Below are 19,329 nucleotides of genomic sequence, written 5' to 3'. Positions count from 1 at the left end.
CGGACCGGATTTTGCAACAAGTCGCTATGTCTTATTCGCGGACGACGGCTCCACGCTTTCCCATGGCTGGGCTTCGCTTTCGAAAACCGTGAATTGCGGCTCGAAGGCCGACGGATCGTCGAGCGAGCCGGCGAGCAGGTATAAGCGTTCCGGAAAGCGTTCCGTGCTCGATACGATTGGCGACCCGCACTCAGGACAGAATCCCGTCTTGGTCGCCGCACCGCTGTCGGCCAGGTGCGCGTAGTATCTGATCGGACCGCGAAGTTCGGTCTTTGACTCCGGAACGGCGAAGGCCGGCGCATGACCGGTGCCGGTCGCACGCTGGCACTTGCGGCAATGGCATTTGAAGGAGAATTCCCAATCCGCCGTTGTCTCGTATCGCACGGCGCCGCAGGCGCAGCCACCACAAATTCGATCCCCATTTTGCTGCTGCATTGCGTATCATCCCTTTACTTGCTATTTACAAGTAAACTGTATTCACTTGCATAATGCAAGTTAAAAATGGACCAAGCATGCCTGAAACGCACGAAAGTCCGGTGCCCTTGCGATCCCATTGCCCGGTCAACTATGCGCTGGAGGCCGTCGGCGACCGCTGGAGCCTGATCGTCATGCGCGACATCCTGCTTAACGGGAAATTCCGCTTCCGGGATCTTCTGGCGGCAGAGGAGAGGATCGCCACCAATGTCCTGAGCGAACGGCTGGCGCGCCTGGCGGAACACCGGATCATCGAAAAAATCCGGGACCCCGATGACGGCCGGCAGTTCATCTATGTCGCGACGGAAAAGGGCGAATCCCTGATGGGCGCCATTCTCGAACTCGGTGCCTGGGGCGCTGAGTTCGATGCGGACACCGATGCGCCGCCGGGAACGACGAAGAAATTCCGGGCCGACCGCTCCGGTACCATTTCAGCGGCGCTGGAGGCCTATCGCAAATCCAGGCCGCGCCTGACAAGGTGAGTCCGCTTACCGCAGCAAGTCATTGAATTAAAACCGCAACGCTACCCGATCTCGATCGTCATGAAGACGCTGTTCGGGTCGGAAACATAGTCCGCGAAAGGCGGACAGAAGGAAAATCCGAACCGGGTGTAGAGGTTTCTAGCCGGTGCGAAGGCGTCCATGGAGCCGGTTTCGAGGCTCAGGCGCCTGTAGCCGCGCTGCCTTGCCTCCGACAGGATTGTCTCCACAAGCGCCGACGCGACGCCCCTGCCCCGTGATGCCTCGGATGTGTGCATGGACTTGATTTCGCCGTGTTCGCGATCCAGTTCCTTCAGGGCGCCGCAGCCGAGAAGCGCATCGGCCTCCCACACGGTCCAGAACGTGACATCGGGCGCGCGAAGCGACTCCAGGTCCAGCGCATGGGTGCTTTCCGGTGGAGACAGACCGGCCATCGTGTCCAGATGCGTCCGCAACAACGCCGCGATTTCCGGCCCCCGCAGGTCGTCAATCCGAATGTCCATGCTGTCTTTCGCCGTCCAACTGCCACTGTTTCCTGCGTAGCAGATTCGGCGCCAACGGCAACACAGGCGTTGGGCACCCCGCAGTCAGTGTCAGAATGCGGTCCGGTCGCCGCCCTTCAGGTCCAGCATTTCACGCGCCTCTTCGGGCGTGGCCACCTCGCAGCCCAGTTCCTCGACGATCCGCCGGATCTTCGTAACCTGTTCGGCGTTGGACTTGGCGAGCTTGCCGCGCCCGATCATCAGGCTGTCCTCAAGGCCGACGCGGACATTGCCGCCGAGTTGGGTGGCAGTCGTCGCAAAGGGCATCTGCGCACCGCCTGCTCCGAGCACCGACCATTGGTAGTTGTCGCCGAAGAGCCGGTCCGCCGTGCGCTTCATGAAGATCAGATTGTCGATATCGGGGCCGATCCCGCCGAGGATACCGAAAATGAACTGGATGAAGACCGGCGGCTTGAACAAGCCGCTGTCCATGCAGAATTTCAGATTGTACAGATGGCCGACGTCATAGCACTCGTGCTCGAACTTGACCCCGTGTCCCTCGCCGAGCTGCTCGGCCACATAGGCTATATCGGCAAAGGTGTTGCGGAAGATGTAACCGTCGGAATTGCGCAGGTAATCCTCTTCCCAGTCGAATTTCCATTCCGTGTAGCGGTCGGCCAGCGGGTGCATTGAAAAATTCATCGAACCCATGTTGAGCGAGCACATTTCGGGCGAAGCCCATTTGGCCGGCGCGATGCGCTCCTCCATGGTGTTCAGGAGGCTGCCCCCGGTCGACACGTTGATGACGGCGTCCGTCGCCTGCTTGATCACAGGCAGGAAACGCTTGAAGTGCTCAGGATCGATCGAGACCGCTCCGTTTTCCGGATTGCGCGCGTGCAGATGCAGCACGGAAGCGCCTGCCTCGGCCGCCGCGACGGCCTGCTCGGCGATATCTTCCGGGCGATAGGGAAGCGCATCGGCCATGGTCGGCGTGTGGATGGCGCCGGTGATCGCGCAGGTGATGATGGTCTTACGTGGCCTGCGGCTCATGCGCATTCTCCTTGTTTTCGGTATTTTGCCCGGCTGCCGGTCGCCGCTCCACGACCCGGCGCGTGAGCGCAAACAGGTCGAGGCCGGTCCGTTCACGCACGAAGCCCCAGATGCCCTTCGGCGCACGCAGCATGATAACGATGGCGACCAGTCCGAGGATCATCAGGTAGACGGCGCCTAGATCCGCCAGTGTCTCGCGCAGCAGGAAGAAAATGATCGTCCCGATGATCGGTCCCTCGATGGTGCCGATACCGCCGATCACGACGATGAATATGACGAAGGCCGTCCAGTCGTTGACGCTGAACGCGGCGTCCGGGGATATGCGCAGCTTCTGCAGGAAAATCAGCGCGCCGACCGACGCGGTCAGCGCGGCGGTGACGACATAGACGAAGAACTTGGCGCGCCAGATGTCGATGCCAAGGCTCTGCGAGGCCAGCTCGTTGTCGCGGATCGCAGTCAGGGCGACACCGCGGCGCGAGCGCAACAGGACGCACACCAGCGCGAGCACCACTACGACCATGCCCAGCGCCATCCAGTAGGTCGTCGCCTCGCGCATGGCGCGACTGTCGGCAATGGACCTGACGATCGACACCGGCAGGCTGGTGCCGGAGCCGCCGCCGAGCGCCGAGACCTGAGCGGCACCCAGCCGGAAAACCTCCGCGATGACCCAGGTGCCGATCGCGAAATACGCACCGCGCAGGCGGAAGATGAGGACGGCGACCGGAACCGCGATCAGCGCCCCGGCAAGGCCCGCGACCGGTATGGCCGCCATCGGCGACAGTCCGAGAAACATGGTGAAAGCGAACAGGCAGTAGCCTCCGAACCCGACAAATGCCTGCTGTCCGACGGAGACGAGGCCGGCATATCCGGCAAGAAGGTTCCACAGGCTGGCCAGCGCCATGTAGAGAAAGAGCTCGCTGAGCAGCCGCATATCCGCACGGCCCGCCCACCAGGGCGCGAGTGCAAGGGCGATGAGGATGACGATCGCGACCGCGGCGGCGATACGGCTTGCTGGCGTGAAGCGGACGACAGTGTATTGACCGGTTGTGTTCATCCGTCGATCCTCGGAAAGAGCCCGCGCGGGCGAACGGCCAGGATGACCAGGAAGGCGATGTGGCCGGCGAGCAGTTGCCAGCCGGGATTGATCTGCGCGCCGATATTCTGCGAAACGCCCAGGATGATGCCCCCGGCGAGTGTGCCCCACAGGTTGCCGAGGCCGCCGATGATGACCGCTTCGAACCCGAAAATCAGCCGGCCCGGACCGGCGGCCGGATCAAAGCTCGTGCGCACGCCGAGGAAAATGCCGGCGACGGCGACGACGACCAGCGACAGGGCCATGGCCAGGCCGAAGACGTGACTCTTGTTCAGCCCCATAAGCTGGGCGATGTCCTGGTTATCGGAGGTCGCGCGGAACGCCCTGCCCCATGCGGAGCGGTAGAAGACCCATTGCAACGCGCCGATGATGACGACGGCGGTGACGAACATGATCAGCGGCAGGATCCCGAGGTTGAGACCGCCCGGCAGTCCGACGCTCGCGGTCTCGATGGCGCCGGCACTCATTTTCTGCGGATCGGCGCTGTAGATCTCCAGGAGGCCGTTCTGGATGATGACCGACAGTCCGAATGTGACCAGCAGTGGCGGCAGGATATCGTCGCCCAGCGTGCGGTTGAGCACCAGCCGCTGCAGCGCGTAACCGATGAGGCCCATGACCGGTGCCACGATGACGATCGAGAGCAGCGGGTTGATACCGAGCGCAGTCGTCACCGTCAGGCCGAGGAACGCCGCCAGCACGATCAGGTCACCATGGGCGATGTTGACCAGCCGCATGACGCCGAAGATGAGCGAAAGGCCGGCCGCGAAGAGTGCGTAGAGACCTCCGAGCAGTATGCCCTGTATGATCGCGTTGACCCAATCCATGCATCAGACTCCGAAATAGGCCTTGCTTATGGCATCGCGCGAGACCTCGCCTGATTTGCCTTCAAGCGACACGCGCCCCTCCTGCAGGCAGTAGACCCGGTCGGAAATCTCGACCGCCCGGGTGATGTCCTGCTCGACGACGATGGCGCTCATGCCCGTGCCGATCACGTCGGGCAGCGCCTCGTAAATGTTCTTGATGATGATCGGCGCCAGCCCGAGGCTGATCTCGTCGAACAGCAGCAGGTCCGGATTGGACATCAGGGCCCGGCCGATCGCCACCATCTGCTGCTGGCCGCCGGACAGTGATGTCGAGGCCTGATTGCGCCGCTCGGCCAGAACCGGAAAGAGCGCATAGACCGCGCTCAGCGACCAGTCGCCCGGACGGCCGACCTGGCTGCCGATGATGAGGTTCTCCTCGACCGAAAGGGACGGGAAGAGCTGGCGGCCCTCCGGCACCATGGCGATGCCCAGCCGGGCGATCTGGTCGGCGCGCAGTGCGCCAATCTGCGCATCGCCGAAACGGACCATATCGGGCCGGTTCGTCAGAAGCCCCGTGACGGAACGCATCAATGTGCTCTTGCCGGCACCATTGGCCCCGATGACGGAGACAACTTCGCCTTTGCCGACTTGCATGGAAACACCGAAAAGTGCCTGGAAGTCGCCGTAGAAGCTGTCGAGAGCGTCGATTTCGAGAATGGTTTCAGGCACCGGCTTCGATCCCCAGATAGATTTCCTGGACTTCGCGGCTCGCCATGATCTCCTCGGGCTGTCCCTCGGCGATCTTCCTGCCGAAATCGATGACGATCAGCCGGTCGACGACCGCCAGCAGCGCGTGCACCACGTGCTCGATCCAGATGATCGAGACGCCCGAGGCGCGAACATCATTGATCGTTGCAATCAGCGACCGGCACTCCTGCTCCGTCAGGCCGCCGGCTATCTCGTCGAGGAGCAGCAGCGAGGGACGTGCGCCGAGCGCCCGGGCAAGTTCCAACCGCTTGCGCTCGAGCAGGGTAAGCCCGCCGGCCGGCGCATTGGCGCGTGCCATCAGGCCCGTTTGCTCCAGTATGTCGAGGCACAGTTCGTTGGCCCCGTGACCGCTTTCCCCGGCGCCTTGCGTTGCGGCGACAAGGACGTTTTCAAAAACGCTCATCGCACCGAAGGGCTGCGGGATCTGAAACGACCGGGCTATGCCGGCGCGGCAGCGGGCGGCGGCCGAAAGCCCGGTAATGGGCTGGCCCTTGAAATAGACATCGCCCGACTGCGCCTGCACCGTGCCGGTGATCAGGTTGAACATCGATGTCTTTCCGGCGCCGTTCGGACCGATGACGCCGAGCGCCTCACCGTCCTCGAGCGCATAGCTCAGGGCATCGGCGACGACGATGGCCCCGTAGGATTTGCTCAGATCTTTCAGTTCAAGAACGGCAGTCATGGTTCCCGCGTTTTCGCACAGGTTCAATCGTCAGTTTGATGGCGGTATCCCGGACAGGCAACAGCTTGCCTGTCCGGTTTCCGACAGGGGCGTAACGCCCGTTGCGCTCCCCTCCTAAAGAAGCAGCAACTCGCCGCCGGTCGGAATTTCGGGCGCCGTCGCGTTGGAGGTGATCACCAGCTCGAAATTGCCGGCGCCGCCCTGCCACTGTCCACCGACAAGCGGTGTCTTGGTGACGTTCTTGACCGGACCCTTGGCCCAGTCCACCGGTCCGACAATCGTGTTCAGATTGGTGGTTTTGATCGCCTCGACGATGGCAAGGTTGTCGCTGAGGTCCTCGGAGCGGCGGATCACGTCGGCCGTTACCTCGAATAGCGCGTGCTTGAAGCCGATGGGCTGCGTCCACGGACGGTTGGTCGCCTTGGTGTAACCCTCCGCCAGCGCACGGGCGCTCTCGCTCGTCAGGCTGGAGTTGAACGGGTGGTTCGGCGACCACCAGACCTCGGATGTCAGCCCGTCGCCGCGCTGTCCGAGCGAATTGATCACGGACGGGAAGAGCAGCGCCTTGCCGATCGTGACGACCTTCGGGTTGAAGCCCTGCTGGGCGGCCTGCGACCAGAAGTTTGCAAAGTCCGGCGGGATCATGTTTCCGGTCACGATCTCGCAGCCGGCCTCCTTGAATGCCGAAATCTGTGCCGAGAAATCTTCCGTCAGCGGCTGGTAGCGGCCCGGGTCGACGAGGGTGTAACCTGCTTCCTTCAGCGGCTTTGGAAAGCCGAGTTCCGGATGACCCCAGGCGTTGCCGTCGGCATCGTTCGGGAACAGCCCGCCGACCGACTTCTTGACGCCGCTCTTGCCCCAGAGATCGAGGAAGACCGCGATCACATCCTCAAGCCCCCAGAAGAAATGGTAGGTATATTCAAAACCGGTTTCCGGGTTGCCGTTGCGGCCGAAGAAATAGGGCTGCCACGGGCAGTCGGTCGTAATGCACGGCACTTCGTTGACTTCCGCCTGGTCGGCAACCGGGTTGGTGGTGTCCGGCGTCGAGGCGGCGACGATGATGTTGACCTCATCGCCGAGGATCAGGTCGGCGGCAACTTCGGCGGCGCGGTTCGGGTTGGACTGCGAGTCCTTGGAAATGATCTCGACGCTGTAGTCCTTGCCGTCGCCATTGTTGCGCAGGCCGCCGGCAAAGGCCGCCTTGATGCCTTCGAGCACGAAATCGTCGGCCTCGGCGAATCCCGCAAGCGGACCGGTCCGCGGGCTGACATGGCCAACCTTGATCACCGGGTTCTGGGCATAGGCCTGGGTGTGGCGCAATATAGCCGGAGCGGCGACAAGCGCCGCCCCGCCCTTGATCACGGTGCGGCGTGTTAAACCTTTCGACTTGATCTGCATGGTCTTCCTCCCATTTTTGCCGGGGCAAATTCCCGGCCGGCAGATTAATCCAGGATGGTCTCGAGCTTCCTGAGATGATCGGACACACGTTTTCGCAGCGCATCCGCTTCTTCGGGTGTCCACTTGTAGAATCCCTCCCCCGATTTCATGCCCAGCCGCCCCCCGGCCACGAGCTCTTCGAGATAGGGTGACGGGCGGCCGCTGTCCTCGAGGTCCGACAGGACGTTCTGATGGATCGCCAGCGTCAGATCGGTCCCCACCAGATCCGCATTGGCCAGCGGTCCGAGGACGGAAAGCCGCCGCCCGAAACTCGAATTGATGACCGTGTCGACGGCTGCGGCGTCGCAGATGCCGTTCTCGACAAGGCTGATTGCTTCGCGCCACAGCGCGTGCTGCAGGCGGTTGCCGATGAAGCCCGGCACGTCCTTTTCGACGCGCACCGGCGTCTTGCCGATCGATGCCAACAGGTCCATCACCTGCTCCATCGTGTCCGGCAACGTCCACTCCGTGCGGATGACCTCGACCAGCGGGATGAGATGCGGCGGGTTCCACCAGTGCGTTCCGAGCGCCCGCTCGCGGTGCCGAAGATCAGCCATGATCGACGTGATCGGAATAACCGACGTGTTGGATGCGAGAATGCAGTTCTGTGGCGCGGCTTCTTCGACCTGCTCAAATATCTGCTGCTTGAGCTCCAGCTTCTCCGGCGCGGCCTCGATCACGAGATCGGCCGCCGCCACGCAATCGGCCAGGCTCTCCTTGGCTTCGATGCGGTTGAGCGCTTCTTCGCGTTCGACGGGCGAGTGGCCGAGCAATTCCAGGCTCGCCGCTGCGCGGGCCGGCAGTGTCTCCAGGCTTTCGGCGAACGCGTCATGGACGCCGACCCGGTGCCCCGCCCTGGCGAAGGACACGGCGATGCCGTGTCCCATCAGGCCGGCGCCGATCACCGATATGTTGGTCAGCCCGCTCACCCGCTAGCCCGCCGTGTAGCCGCCGTCTGCATAAAGAATATGCCCGGTGTAGAAATCGGAGGCCCGCGAGGCCAGGAACAGGAGCGGGCCGGCAAGGTCTTCGGGCTCGCCGAGGCGGCCCTTGGGAACGCGGCTGAGGAATCCCGTGCGAACCGCTTTGGCGTGGTCGGTGTCCTCGAACATCCAGGCGGTCAGCGGAGAGCGGAAGACCGTCGGCGCAATGGCGTTGACTGTTATGCCCGTTTCACCCAGTTCGCAGCCAAGCGCCTTGGTAATGCCGTCGACCGCGGCTTTCGAGGCGCAGTAGGCGGTGTAGCCGTTCGGATGGCCAAGCAGGCCGCGGGCGGAGGAGACAAGCACGATCTTGCCGCCGTCGCCCTGTTTCTTCATCTGCTTCGTCGCGGCTTTCGCCAGCATCCAGCTGTGAGTCACGTTGGCATCCATGACGCTGGTGAAATCCTCAAGCGGCATTTCGTCGATCTTTGCGACCTTGTTCATGCCGGAGGCCACCACCAGTATGTCGAGCCGGCCATGGGTGGCGACCGCCGCGTCGACCATTGCCTGGCACTTTTCCTCGTCGTCCGGCCGGCTGTTCACGACCGTAACGCTTGCCGACAGTTCTTCGCACGCGTCCGCGATCTCCTTGAGGGATTCAGCGTTTCCGGCGGCGAGTACCAGATGGCATCCGGCGTCCGCCAGCGTGCGGGCGGCGACCTGACCGAAGGCGCCCGTCGCACCGGTGATCAGCGCGACCTTACCGTTGACGTCGAAAAGCGCATGGGGGTTTCCGAAGGAACTCATGATTTGCCTCCCGGCGCTGCGCCCGGCGGATAGGGCATGACGACGATCATGGTGACAACGTCGTTACCCTCATTGCGGATTTCCCGCTCCTCCCCGCCGGGGATGAAAACCGTGTCCATGGGACCAGCAATCTCGGTCTTTCCGGCGGCCGTGACCGTGAGTTGCCCGGAAAGCACCACGTAGACTTTCTCGAGGGGTGAGGCATCCGGCCCCGCCCCGCCACCCGGGAGGAAATGCGAGCAGCCGACCCAGTAATTCTCAGGCCCGGTCTCGGAGAAACCGGCGAGCCTCAGCGACGTGCAGGCCTGATGGTTGGGCGCTTCATAAGGCTCGGCTTCATTAAAGCGCTTGATCAACATCAGAACGACTCGCCTGGTTCGATCCGGTATTGCTGGCCGCGGTCGATCATGGCCACCAGCCGGATGATGCAGCCGTCGCCGCGGTCCCAGTTCCACGGGAAGAACGCGAAGGTGCAGCGCTTGCCGGTCACCGCGTCGAGATCGCCGCCGACATTCTCGATGCCGAGGATGCCCGCCTTGAAGATCTTGTTGTGGACCGGCTCCCACTCGGGAAACGCCTCGTCCCAGGCAATGCCGCCCGACCACTCCTTGTATTCATCGGCCAGGTGCGGCAGCAACGGGCCGTTGCGGTGCGGGCCGATCGCCGTTGCGAGGGGATGGTCGTTCGCCTGGGTGTCGTGGCCGACAACCTTGACGCCCTTGTCGATCATCCAGTCGGCGGCGGACGGCACCAGTCCCGGGCAGTAAGGGAAATAGTCGCCATCCTCGTAGTGCTTGTGCCAGCCGGTGTTGATGATCAGCACGTCGTTCTTGCGGATCGCGTGGCCGCAGGCCTTTTCCAGGTCGTCGCCGGTAATCTGTTCCCACTTGTTCTTGGGGATCGAAACGACGAGGCCGGAGCCGAAGAAATGCGGCAGCGGCACCTCGTCGATGAAGGGCGTGCCCTGCACCACGTGGGCCGGCGCGTCGATGTGGGTTGTGACATGCATGGTGGTGGTCAGCGTCTGCGACAGGACGCCGGATTTGGCCATGTAATGCATGCGCTCGATACGCACATCGCGGAAATAGGGCCAGTTGGGGCACTGATAACCGTAACGGTGCGAAAGATTATAGAACTCGAGCCCCATATCGTTGTTCAGGTTTTCCTGAAAATCGATGCCGCGGATTGTCACCGTCATGGATTGCCTCCCAAACGCAATTCTGATGTATTGCTATATGATACATATGCACCATATTGCGGTCAAGTCGAATTCGTGCAACAATGCCCGCCAAATGATAAAAAGAGCTGAGAGAACCGAATCGCCGGACCGGAGATAGACCGTGGAAGAACAGTCGGATATGGCTCATGAACGTTGAGACCGTGGAAAAACCGCAGACCAATCAAGGAGTTCAGGTCATATCCCGGGCCGCGGACATTCTCCGCGCACTCAAGGATCAACCCAAGGGACTGAGTCTCGGCCAGATCGCCGAGCGGGTGGGCCTGCCCCGCTCTACGGTACAGCGGATCATCTATGCGCTTCAGGCCGAACGCTTCGTCATGGCGTCATCGGCGGAGGGCGGCTTCCGTCTCGGACCGGAGATCCAGTCGCTTGCCGAGGCCGGCCGCATCAACATGGCCGAGGTCATCCGGCCGGTGCTGGCTGAGCTTGCCAAGCAGACCGGGGAAACCGTCGATCTCGCCGTCTATCGCCAGGACCACATGGTCTTCGTCGACCAGGTGGTGGGAACGCACCGGCTGCGAACCGTGTCGGCGGTCGGCGAGACCTTCCCATTGTCGACCACCGCCAACGGCAAGGCCGCGCTCGCACTGCTCAGCGACGATGTCGCCGCAGCCCTGATTGCCCGCGAACTGGGCGGCCAGGAAAACAAGAAGCGGGTCCTGTCAGACGTCATACGGGAAGTCGAGGAGATCCGCGAAACCGGGGTCGCTTACGACATCAACGAGCACACGGACGGGATATCTGCGGTCGGTACTGCGTTCAAGGACGTCAACGGCCTGATCTACGCGATCTCCGTTCCGGTCCCGTCGCACCGCTTTGATGGCAAGCGGGATAAACTGCGCGCGGCGCTCGTCACGGCAATGGACAAGGTCCGCGCCAATCTTTGACCCTAGCTTTTTGACCGGAGCAGGCTGTCCGCCGACTGGTTGAACAGCACATTGTTGTTCTGGGCATTGTGATCGCCGCGGTTCTGACTGCCCTTGTAGAGGTCCACCGCCTTTTGCACCGCCGGCCGCTCCTTTATGCGGCCGCGCCACGCCGTGACGTTGGGAAATTTCTCCAGTGACGCACCGAGCGGCTTTGCAATCAGCACCCAGGGAAAGCTGATCATGTCGGCGATCGAGTAGTCGCCGAGGATGTAGTCCCTGCCCTCCAGCCGGTTCTCGAGCACCGCTAGATTGCGGTCATATTCACCGAGATAGCGCTTGAAGCCGTAGTCCTGCCCCTCCGGCGCATAATTCCGGAAATGGCTGAGCTGGCCCGCCATCGGACCCTGGTTGCCGGTCTGCCAGAACAGCCACTCGAGGGTCTCCTTCTCGGCCAGCGGTCCGGACGGCATGAAGCGGCCGGTCTTGCGGCCCAGGTAGAAGAGGATCGCGCCGCTCTCGAAGACGGGAACCGGTTCGCCGCCGGTATCATTATCGACGATCGCCGGCATCTTGGCATTGGGGCTGATCTTCAGGAATTCCGGCTCGAATTGCGAGCCGCCCGCCAGGTTCATGAGGTGCGTCTCGTAAGGCAGCCCGCACTCCTCGAGCATGATGGCGACCTTCCAGCCATTCGGGGTCGGTGCATAGTAGAAATCGATCATGGGCCGTGCCGCCTCTTACAAATGCGCATCACTGCGCCGCCCTCAAAGCAGGTCGCGGCGCCTTCGGAAGTGATTACCACCAGATGCGCGAACCTTATGCAAGTCACAGGGCGTTGCGAACATCCCGCGGCGTCATTCCGAACTCCGCGACGAAGGCCCTTGTCATGGCGCTCGGGTTCTCATAGCCGCAGCGCAGGGCGATCTCGCCGACGGGAAGCTGCGTCTCGTCGACCATTTTGCGCGCGGCAAGCAATCGGATGCGCCGGTAAACGGTGCGCGGCGAGGCTCCCAGCTCGTTTTTGAAACGCTGTTCGAGCGCGCGCTGGGTCAATCCAGCACGGCGAGCTATTATGCCGAGCGGCAGCGGGACCTCGACGCATTCCTGCATCACACGCAGCGCGCGCCGTACGGCGGTGCTTCTTGCCGCAACCGGCGCCTCGCCAGCCGGTGAGCGCCCCTGCATCAACAGCCAGCCGACCTCGAGCCGAAGCGCCTCGCCGTGATGGCGGCCGATCAGTTCGCTCATCAGGTCGTAGGTTGCCATGGCGCCGCTGCAAGTGATCCGGTCGTCATCGATGATGAACCGCTCGCGCCGCACGTCGATCTCGGGAAACTGCTCGGAAAACCCCTCCAACTCCTCGTAGTGTATCGTCGCCGGCCGTCCGTTCAGCAGACCCGCCGTCGCCAGCAGCCAGCTTCCGGTGTCGAGGCCGGCGAGCGTGCTGTAACGCCGCGCCGCCGCGCGCAGCGCGGCGAGGCAGGCCGGGTTCGCCAGTGCGCGGAATCCGTAACTCGGCAGTAAAAACAGAAGATCGCCGCCCGGCCCGTTGCGTAGTGCCGTATCGGGCGCAACCGAAAGGCCGCTTGAAGAGGCGACGGGATTGCCGTCGAGCGTGAGGAAATGCCAGTCGTAGAGTCGGCGCCGCGCCACATCATTGGCCGCACGCAGCGGCTCAACGGTGTTGGCGAGGCAGAAGTTGGAGAACTGCTCGAAAAGCAGGATGCCCACCCTGCTGGTACCAGCACGTGTTTTGAACCAATCCGGCATGTTTTCAGTCTAAAACTGCATGAACAAGAATTGCAAGCGGCGTAGCGTTTCCCAAGGAGGAGGTAGCCTGCCATGCCGCTCGAAATGAATCGTGAAGTCTTCATCACCTGCGCCGTCACCGGATCGGGCGGCACCCAGGACCGCAGTCCGCACGTCCCGCGCAGCCCCGAGCAGATCGCCGACAGCGCCATAGCCGCGGCCAAGGCCGGCGCGGCGATCGTTCATTGCCATGTGCGCGATCCGAAAAACGGCGCACCGGCACGCGATCCTCATCTCTATCGGGAAGTCACGGAGCGCATCCGCGAATCGGAAGTCGATGTCGTGCTCAACCTGACGGCGGGGATGGGCGGGGACCTGGTCTTCGGACATCCCGGTTCACCGCTGCCGCTGCAGGACGGCACGGACATGGTCGGGGCCGAGGAGCGGCTTGCCCATATCCGCGACTGCCTCCCTGAAATCTGCACGCTCGACTGCGGCACGATGAACTTCGCGGAAGCCGACTACGTCATGACGAACACGCCCGGGATGCTCCGGGCTATGGGCGGCATGATGACCGACCTGGGCGTGAAACCGGAAATCGAAGCCTTCGACACGGGCCACCTCTGGCTCGCCAAACAGCTTGTCTCGGAGGGCATTATCACAAGCCCCGCCCTCGTCCAGCTTTGCATGGGCATTCCCTGGGGCGCACCCGACGATCTCAACACGTTCATGGCCATGGTCAACAACGTGCCCGGCGAGTGGCACTGGTCGGCCTTTTCGATCGGCCGCAACGAAATGCCCTATGTCGCGGCCGCCGTTCTCGCCGGCGGCAATGTCCGCGTGGGGCTTGAGGACAATCTGTGGCTCGACAAGGGCAAGCTCGCCACCAATGAGGCGCTGGTAGAGCGTGCCGTGGCGCTGATCGAGGCGATGGGCGCCAAGGTCATCGGTCCGCAGGCCGTGCGCGAGCGCCTCGGTCTCGTCAAGCGGGCACCGCAATGACGACGGCGGCAATCATCGGCGGCGGCGTCATCGGCGGCGGCTGGGCGGCGCGTTTCCTGCTCAACGGCTGGGATGTGCGGGTGTTCGATCCGGACCCGCACGCGGAGCGCAAGATCGGCGAGGTGCTGGCCAACGCGCGGCTCTCACTGCCGCAGCTTTACGATGTCTCCCTACCCGCCGAAGGCGATCTGTCCTTTCACGCCACCATTGCCGAAGCCGTTGAAGGAGCCACCTGGATCCAGGAATCCGTTCCGGAACGCCTAGACATCAAGCACGACACCTACCGGGAAATCCTGTCCCGTGCCGCCGGCGATGCGCTGATCGGATCGTCCACATCGGGATTCAAGCCGTCGGAACTGCAGGAAAGCGTGGAACGACCCGGCCCCATCATGGTCGCTCACCCGTTCAACCCGGTCTACCTGCTGCCGCTTGTCGAGCTTGTGACGACCGGCGCCAACAGCGATGGCGATATTGCACGGGCCGAGGCGATCCTGCGCAGCATCGGCATGGCGCCGCTCCACCTGCTCAACGAGATCGACGCGCACATTGCCGACCGGTTCCTTGAGGCGGTCTGGCGCGAGGCGTTGTGGCTGGTGCGCGACGATATCGCCACAACCGAGGAGATCGATGACGCGATCCGCTACGGATTCGGGCTGCGATGGGCGCAGATGGGCCTCTTCGAGACCTACCGCATCGCCGGCGGCGAAGCGGGCATGAAACACTTCATCGCCCAGTTCGGGCCCTGCCTGCACTGGCCCTGGACCCGCCTGACGGACGTTCCGGAGCTCACCGACGGACTCGTCGAGAAAATCGCAGCCCAGTCGGACGAACAGTCGGGGGCGCGCTCGATCCGCGAACTCGAGCGGTTGCGCGACGACAATCTCATCGGCATCATGCGCGCGCTCAAGGACCGCGACAGTGCCGCCGGTGCGCTCATCAACGCGCATGAACGGCAGGTCGCCGGGCCGCTCGCCGTTCCCGATAGCGAGATCGCCGCGCCGCTCAGCCTGTGGGAGGCGACCGTGCTGCCGTCGTGGATCGACTACAACGGCCACATGACTGAACACCGTTACCTGCAGGTGTTCGGCGACACCACCGACGCGCTCTTGCGCATGATCGGCGCGGATCGCGACTACGTTGCCGCCGGCCACAGCTACTACACGGTCGAATCCCATCTTATGCATCTTGGCGAGGCCAAGCTCGGCGAGCGGCTGACAACGACCACTCAGATCCTTTCTTCGGACGAGAAGCGCATCCACCTGTTCCACACCATCCTTACCGGCGGCCGCACCGTCGCGACTGCCGAACAGATGCTGCTGCACGTGAACAGCGGTGCGGGCCGCGCCTGCCCGGCCCTACCCGAAGTCAGCGCTGCCGTTGAAGCAATCACGCAAAAGCATGCCGCATTACCGCGCCCCGAAACCGCCGGCCGGCATACCGGCCAGAGGAGGTCCGCATGAATTTCGGATTGACCGACGAGCAGGAGATGATCGTCTCCACGGTCCGCTCCTTTGTCGAAAAGGAAATCTACCCTCACGAGGACGCGGTCGAGCGCACCGGCGCGGTACCGGAGGACGTTGCCAGCGCGATCAAGCGGAAGACGATCGACCTCGGCTTCTACGCCTGCAACTTTCCCGAAAGTGTCGGCGGTGCTGGCCTCTCGCATGTGGACTTCGCACTTGTCGAGCGCGAGCTCGGTCGCGGCTCGATGGCCCTCACGCATTTCTTCGGTCGCCCGCAGAATATCCTCATGGCCTGCCGCGACGACCAGATCGAGCGCTATCTGCTGCCGGCGGTGCGCGGCGAGAAAATGGACGCGCTGGCAATGACCGAGCCGGATGCCGGATCGGACATACGCGGCATGAAGTGCACCGCGATCCGCGACGGTGAGGACTGGATCGTCAATGGAACGAAACACTTCATATCCGGCGCGGAACACGCTGATTTCGTTATCGTCTTCGTCGCGACCGGCGAGGACCAGACGCCCGGCGGACCGAAGAAGCGCATCACCACTTTCCTCGTGGACCGCGGTACGGCAGGCTTCACGATCCGCGAAGGATATCAGTCCGTGTCACATCGCGGCTACAAGAACATGGTGCTCGATTTCGATAATTGCCGGCTGCCGCAGGCGCAGGTCCTTGGCGAGGTGGATGGCGGTTTCGCGGTCATGAACGAATGGCTCTACGCGACCCGGCTCACCGTGGCGGCGATGGCCGTCGGGCGGGCGCGGCGCGCCTTCGATCTTGCGCTCGGCTACGCTGCGGAGCGCAAGCAGTTCGGACAGCCGATCGGTAAGTTCCAGGGGGTTTCCTTCCAGCTCGCGGACATGATCACCGAGATCGACGCCGCCGACCTTCTGACGCTCAACGCCGCATGGCGGCTGGACGCAGGTCTTCCCGCGAACCGGGAAATCGCCAGCGCCAAGGTCTTTGCAACGGAGGTGCTCGCACGGGTTACCGACGCCGCCATCCAGATCTTCGGCGGCATGGGCCTGATGAACGACCTGCCGCTGGAGCGGTTCTGGCGCGACGCGCGCGTCGAGAGGATCTGGGACGGCACATCCGAGATCCAGCGCCACATCATCAGCCGCGACCTGCTGCGGCCGCTGGGGGCCTGAGTGTCGACGCAGATCCAGCGCCTGCTGCGCCCGCGGTCGATTGCCGTCGTCGGCGGCGGCGAATGGTGCGAGGCCGTCATCGCGCAGAATCTCAAAATGGGATTCACGGGTGAGATCTGGCCGGTCCATCCTTCGCGCGAGACCCTGGGCGGTTTTCCGGCGTTTACAGACATTAGCGCCCTGCCCGGTATCCCCGATGCGGCTTTCGTCGGCGTCAACCGCCACGCGACCATCGAGACCGTGCGGGCGCTCAATGCCGCCGGCGCCGGAGGCGCCGTGTGCTTTGCCAGCGGGTTTCGCGAGACGGCGGACGGGGTCGATCTGCAGTCGGAACTGCTGGAAGCGGCCGGCGACGTAACCCTGCTCGGTCCCAACTGCTACGGTTTCGTCAACTATCTCGACGGCGCGCTGTTGTGGCCGGATCAACATGGCGGCGCGCGCGTTGCGGCCGGTGCCGCGATCGTCACCCAGTCCTCCAACATAGCGATCAACCTGACCATGCAGACACGCGGCCTGCCACTCGCCTACGTGGTCACCGCCGGAAACCAGGCGCAGATCGGGCTGGCCGGAATCGGCAAGGCGCTATTGGAGGACAGTCGCGTCAGCGTCCTCGGGCTTCACATCGAGGGGATCGAGGACATCCGCGCCTTCGAGTCGCTGGCCGAAACCGCCGACAGGCTGGGCAAGCCGGTCGTTGTACTCAAGGTCGGCAATTCCGATCGCGCACGCGCGGCTGCGCTCTCGCACACGGCGTCGCTCGCCGGCCACGCGGCCGGGGCCGATGCGCTGTTCCGCAGGCTCGGCATGGGACAGGTCGATACGCTCAGCGAGTTCGTTGAAGCCATGAAACTGCTGCATGTTGCAGGGCCCCTTGAATCCCGGCGCATCGCCTCGATGAGCTGTTCGGGCGGCGAAGCGGCCCTGATCGCCGATGCGGCGCACCGCCACGACCTTGAATTTCCGCCGATCACGGGAACGCAGGAGGCAAGGCTGCGCGAACTGCTCGGGCCGCTCGTTTCACCATCCAATCCGCTCGACTATCACACGCAGGTCTGGCGTGACGAGGTGGCGCTGACGGAAACGTTCTGTACCATGACGGAAGCCGAAACCGCGCTGACATTGCTGGTGCTCGACTTCCCACGCAGCGACCGGTGCGATCAATCGGACTGGGACCGGCTGATTACGGCCAGCCTCGCAGCGCGTGAGAGGACCGGCAGGAATTTCGCCGTCGTGTCGAGCCTGGCGGAAAACCTTCCCGAGACCATAGCCGCCCAGTTCATGGAGGGCGGCATAACACCGCTGAACGGTCTTGAAGAGGCCTGTGCCGCTGTCCGCTGTGCGGCCGACACCGGAAAAGCGACGGAGCGCGCGCCAGTGCTGACCGCCCCCGCCCCGTCCCGTCCCGAAGCACTGGGTGAAGCCGCCGCCAAGGCGGAACTCGAGCGGTTCGGCGTCGCTGTCCCGAAGGCGCGGTCGGCGAACTCGCCGGCAGAAGCCGCAGCGGCGGCCAAGGAGCTGGGATTTCCCGTCGTGCTGAAAGGGGAAGGCTTCACTCACAAGACCGAGCAAGGCGCGGTGGTGCTCGGCCTGCAATCTGACGCCGAGGTGGAACATGCTGCGCGAGAGATGCCGGTACGGCATTTCCTGGTGGAGCGGCAAGTAACCGGAAGCGTGGCAGAGCTGCTGATCGGCGTGGTGCGCGACGATGCCCATGGATTCCTGCTGACGATCGCGGCCGGCGGCATCATGACCGAGTTGCTGAGTGACCGGCAGTCGCTGCTCGTTCCCGCATCGCGCGAGGCTGTCAATGAGGCGCTCGGTGCTCTGAAAACGGCGCCGTTGCTTGACGGGTACAGAGGTGCCCCGGCCGCCTCGCGCGAGGCCATCGTCTCGGCGGTGATGGCCCTTCAGGATTTTGTCACGGCCAATGCCGGCAGGCTCGCGGAAGTCGAGATCAACCCGCTGCTGTGCGGCCCCGACTTCGCAATCGCCGCCGACGCACTGATTTCAAGGGAGAATGCCCATGACTGACCAGCCGATTAGGACCCGCCGCGAGGGCGGCATCCTCGAAGTGACGCTCGACCGGCCGAAGGCCAACGCCATCGATCTGGCGACCAGTCGGATCATGGGCGATGTGTTCGCGGATTTCCGCGACGACCCGTCCCTGCGCGTCGCGATCCTCACCGCTGCCGGTGAGAAGTTCTTCTGTCCCGGCTGGGACCTGAAGGCGGCGGCCGGCGGCGACGCCGTCGACGGAAACTACGGTGTTGGCGGTTTCGGCGGCCTGCAGGAACTGCCGGGCCTCAACAAGCCGGTCATCGCCGCCATCAACGGGATCTGCTGCGGCGGCGGTCTGGAACTGGCGCTTTCCTGCGACATGATTCTCGCCGCCGAACACGCGACCTTCGCCCTTCCGGAAATCCGCTCGGGAACCGTCGCGGACGCGGCGTCCATCAAGCTGCCGAAGCGCATTCCCTATCACATCGCCATGGATATGCTGTTTACGGGACGCTGGCTCGATGCCGAGGAGGCGCATCGCTGGGGTTTCGTCAATCGCATCGCGGCGAAGGAGGCATTGTCGCAGGAGGTCTGGAAGCTCGCGCGGCATCTGGAATCCGGCCCGCCGCTGGTCTTTGCGGCCATCAAGGAGGTGGTCCGCGAGGCCGAGAACATGAAGTTCCAGGACGCGCTGGACAAGATCACCAGCCGAACCTTCGAAACGGTCGACACGCTCTACGGTTCGGAGGATCTGCTCGAGGGTTTCAACGCTTTTGCGGAAAAGCGCGATCCCGTCTGGAAGGGCCGTTAGGGCGAAACGCTTGCCAACAGCGCAGACTTCGCGCAGTTTGACCTT

At 63.5% G+C, this 19,329-nt stretch carries 21 protein-coding genes; 7 read left to right on the top strand and 14 right to left on the bottom strand.

The genetic code is table 11. The features are described 5' to 3' along the window. Positions 1–24: 24 nt before the first annotated feature. The gene (locus E4M07_RS14645; RefSeq protein WP_136659077.1) at positions 25–435 is read right to left on the bottom strand and encodes a GFA family protein; all 411 of its coding nucleotides are present in this window, start codon (positions 433–435) and stop codon (positions 25–27) included. Between the two features lie 77 nt (positions 436–512). Between E4M07_RS14645 and E4M07_RS14640 the strand changes: the two genes are divergently transcribed. Beyond that, positions 513–956, top strand: coding sequence for a helix-turn-helix domain-containing protein (locus tag E4M07_RS14640; protein ID WP_136659076.1), 444 nt, complete (start codon positions 513–515; stop codon positions 954–956). A 41-nt stretch (positions 957–997) separates the two neighbouring features. Here E4M07_RS14640 and E4M07_RS14635 read toward each other — a convergent pair whose 3' ends face one another. The 11 genes from E4M07_RS14635 to E4M07_RS14585 form a co-directional block, all read right to left on the bottom strand. Continuing rightward, on the bottom strand, positions 998–1,456 hold the full coding sequence (locus E4M07_RS14635; protein ID WP_136659075.1) for a GNAT family N-acetyltransferase: 459 nt from the start codon (positions 1,454–1,456) through the stop codon (positions 998–1,000). Positions 1,457–1,546: 90 nt separating this feature from the next. After that, positions 1,547–2,485 (bottom strand): 3-keto-5-aminohexanoate cleavage protein, encoded by a 939-nt coding sequence (locus E4M07_RS14630; RefSeq protein ID WP_136659074.1) that lies wholly within the window; start codon positions 2,483–2,485, stop codon positions 1,547–1,549. Then, positions 2,466–3,539, bottom strand: a complete 1,074-nt coding sequence (locus tag E4M07_RS14625; protein ID WP_136659073.1) for a branched-chain amino acid ABC transporter permease — start codon at positions 3,537–3,539, stop codon at positions 2,466–2,468. The genes E4M07_RS14630 and E4M07_RS14625 overlap by 20 nt, the downstream gene beginning before the upstream one ends. Beyond that, a complete protein-coding gene (locus tag E4M07_RS14620; RefSeq protein WP_136659072.1) occupies positions 3,536–4,402 on the bottom strand; it encodes a branched-chain amino acid ABC transporter permease in 867 nt (288 codons plus the stop codon). Before E4M07_RS14620 ends, E4M07_RS14625 begins: the two co-directional genes overlap by 4 nt. A gap of 3 nt (positions 4,403–4,405) precedes the next feature. Then, a complete protein-coding gene (locus tag E4M07_RS14615) occupies positions 4,406–5,110 on the bottom strand; it encodes an ABC transporter ATP-binding protein (RefSeq protein ID WP_246660457.1) in 705 nt (234 codons plus the stop codon). Further along, positions 5,103–5,831 (bottom strand): ABC transporter ATP-binding protein, encoded by a 729-nt coding sequence (locus tag E4M07_RS14610; RefSeq protein WP_136659071.1) that lies wholly within the window; start codon positions 5,829–5,831, stop codon positions 5,103–5,105. Before E4M07_RS14610 ends, E4M07_RS14615 begins: the two co-directional genes overlap by 8 nt. A 114-nt stretch (positions 5,832–5,945) precedes the next feature. Then, complete coding sequence (locus E4M07_RS14605) at positions 5,946–7,229, bottom strand: ABC transporter substrate-binding protein (protein ID WP_136659070.1); 1,284 nt, start codon at positions 7,227–7,229, stop codon at positions 5,946–5,948. Positions 7,230–7,273: 44 nt separating this feature from the next. Next, the gene (locus E4M07_RS14600) at positions 7,274–8,197 is read right to left on the bottom strand and encodes a 3-hydroxyacyl-CoA dehydrogenase family protein (RefSeq protein ID WP_136659069.1); all 924 of its coding nucleotides are present in this window, start codon (positions 8,195–8,197) and stop codon (positions 7,274–7,276) included. Between the two features lie 3 nt (positions 8,198–8,200). Then, complete coding sequence (locus tag E4M07_RS14595) at positions 8,201–8,998, bottom strand: SDR family oxidoreductase (RefSeq protein ID WP_136659068.1); 798 nt, start codon at positions 8,996–8,998, stop codon at positions 8,201–8,203. After that, positions 8,995–9,357, bottom strand: coding sequence for a cupin domain-containing protein (locus E4M07_RS14590; RefSeq protein WP_136659067.1), 363 nt, complete (start codon positions 9,355–9,357; stop codon positions 8,995–8,997). Before E4M07_RS14590 ends, E4M07_RS14595 begins: the two co-directional genes overlap by 4 nt. Then, on the bottom strand, positions 9,357–10,196 hold the full coding sequence (locus E4M07_RS14585; RefSeq protein ID WP_136659066.1) for a cyclase family protein: 840 nt from the start codon (positions 10,194–10,196) through the stop codon (positions 9,357–9,359). The genes E4M07_RS14590 and E4M07_RS14585 overlap by 1 nt, the downstream gene beginning before the upstream one ends. A gap of 167 nt (positions 10,197–10,363) precedes the next feature. Between E4M07_RS14585 and E4M07_RS14580 the strand changes: the two genes are divergently transcribed. Further along, a complete protein-coding gene (locus tag E4M07_RS14580) occupies positions 10,364–11,125 on the top strand; it encodes an IclR family transcriptional regulator (RefSeq protein WP_136659065.1) in 762 nt (253 codons plus the stop codon). A 2-nt stretch (positions 11,126–11,127) separates the two neighbouring features. On the opposite strand, the gene E4M07_RS14575 is transcribed toward E4M07_RS14580, so the two are convergent. Both E4M07_RS14575 and E4M07_RS14570 read right to left on the bottom strand, forming a co-directional pair. Then, positions 11,128–11,829 (bottom strand): glutathione S-transferase N-terminal domain-containing protein, encoded by a 702-nt coding sequence (locus E4M07_RS14575; RefSeq protein WP_136659064.1) that lies wholly within the window; start codon positions 11,827–11,829, stop codon positions 11,128–11,130. Positions 11,830–11,932: 103 nt separating this feature from the next. After that, positions 11,933–12,838, bottom strand: a complete 906-nt coding sequence (locus E4M07_RS14570; RefSeq protein ID WP_206057259.1) for a GlxA family transcriptional regulator — start codon at positions 12,836–12,838, stop codon at positions 11,933–11,935. Between the two features lie 111 nt (positions 12,839–12,949). Between E4M07_RS14570 and E4M07_RS14565 the strand changes: the two genes are divergently transcribed. From E4M07_RS14565 to E4M07_RS14545, 5 genes are read left to right on the top strand one after another with little or no spacing between them, the layout of a single operon-like run. After that, positions 12,950–13,858, top strand: a complete 909-nt coding sequence (locus E4M07_RS14565) for a 3-keto-5-aminohexanoate cleavage protein (RefSeq protein ID WP_136659062.1) — start codon at positions 12,950–12,952, stop codon at positions 13,856–13,858. Further along, positions 13,855–15,318, top strand: a complete 1,464-nt coding sequence (locus E4M07_RS14560) for a carnitine 3-dehydrogenase (protein ID WP_136659061.1) — start codon at positions 13,855–13,857, stop codon at positions 15,316–15,318. Before E4M07_RS14565 ends, E4M07_RS14560 begins: the two co-directional genes overlap by 4 nt. Then, positions 15,315–16,475: an acyl-CoA dehydrogenase family protein gene (locus E4M07_RS14555; protein WP_136659060.1), complete on the top strand. Its 1,161-nt coding sequence runs from the start codon at positions 15,315–15,317 to the stop codon at positions 16,473–16,475. Before E4M07_RS14560 ends, E4M07_RS14555 begins: the two co-directional genes overlap by 4 nt. Then, positions 16,476–18,506: an acetate--CoA ligase family protein gene (locus E4M07_RS14550; protein WP_136659059.1), complete on the top strand. Its 2,031-nt coding sequence runs from the start codon at positions 16,476–16,478 to the stop codon at positions 18,504–18,506. Beyond that, positions 18,499–19,284 carry a carnitinyl-CoA dehydratase gene (locus tag E4M07_RS14545; RefSeq protein WP_136659058.1) on the top strand — a complete coding sequence of 262 codons (786 nt, stop codon included), beginning with the start codon at positions 18,499–18,501 and terminating at the stop codon, positions 19,282–19,284. Before E4M07_RS14550 ends, E4M07_RS14545 begins: the two co-directional genes overlap by 8 nt. The last annotated feature ends 45 nt before the right edge of the window (positions 19,285–19,329 follow it).

Origin of the sequence: Nitratireductor sp. XY-223, from assembly GCF_004959855.1 — a bacterium.
Taxonomy (GTDB): domain Bacteria; phylum Pseudomonadota; class Alphaproteobacteria; order Rhizobiales; family Rhizobiaceae; genus Hoeflea_A.
This window is presented reverse-complemented; position numbering and strand designations above follow the sequence as displayed.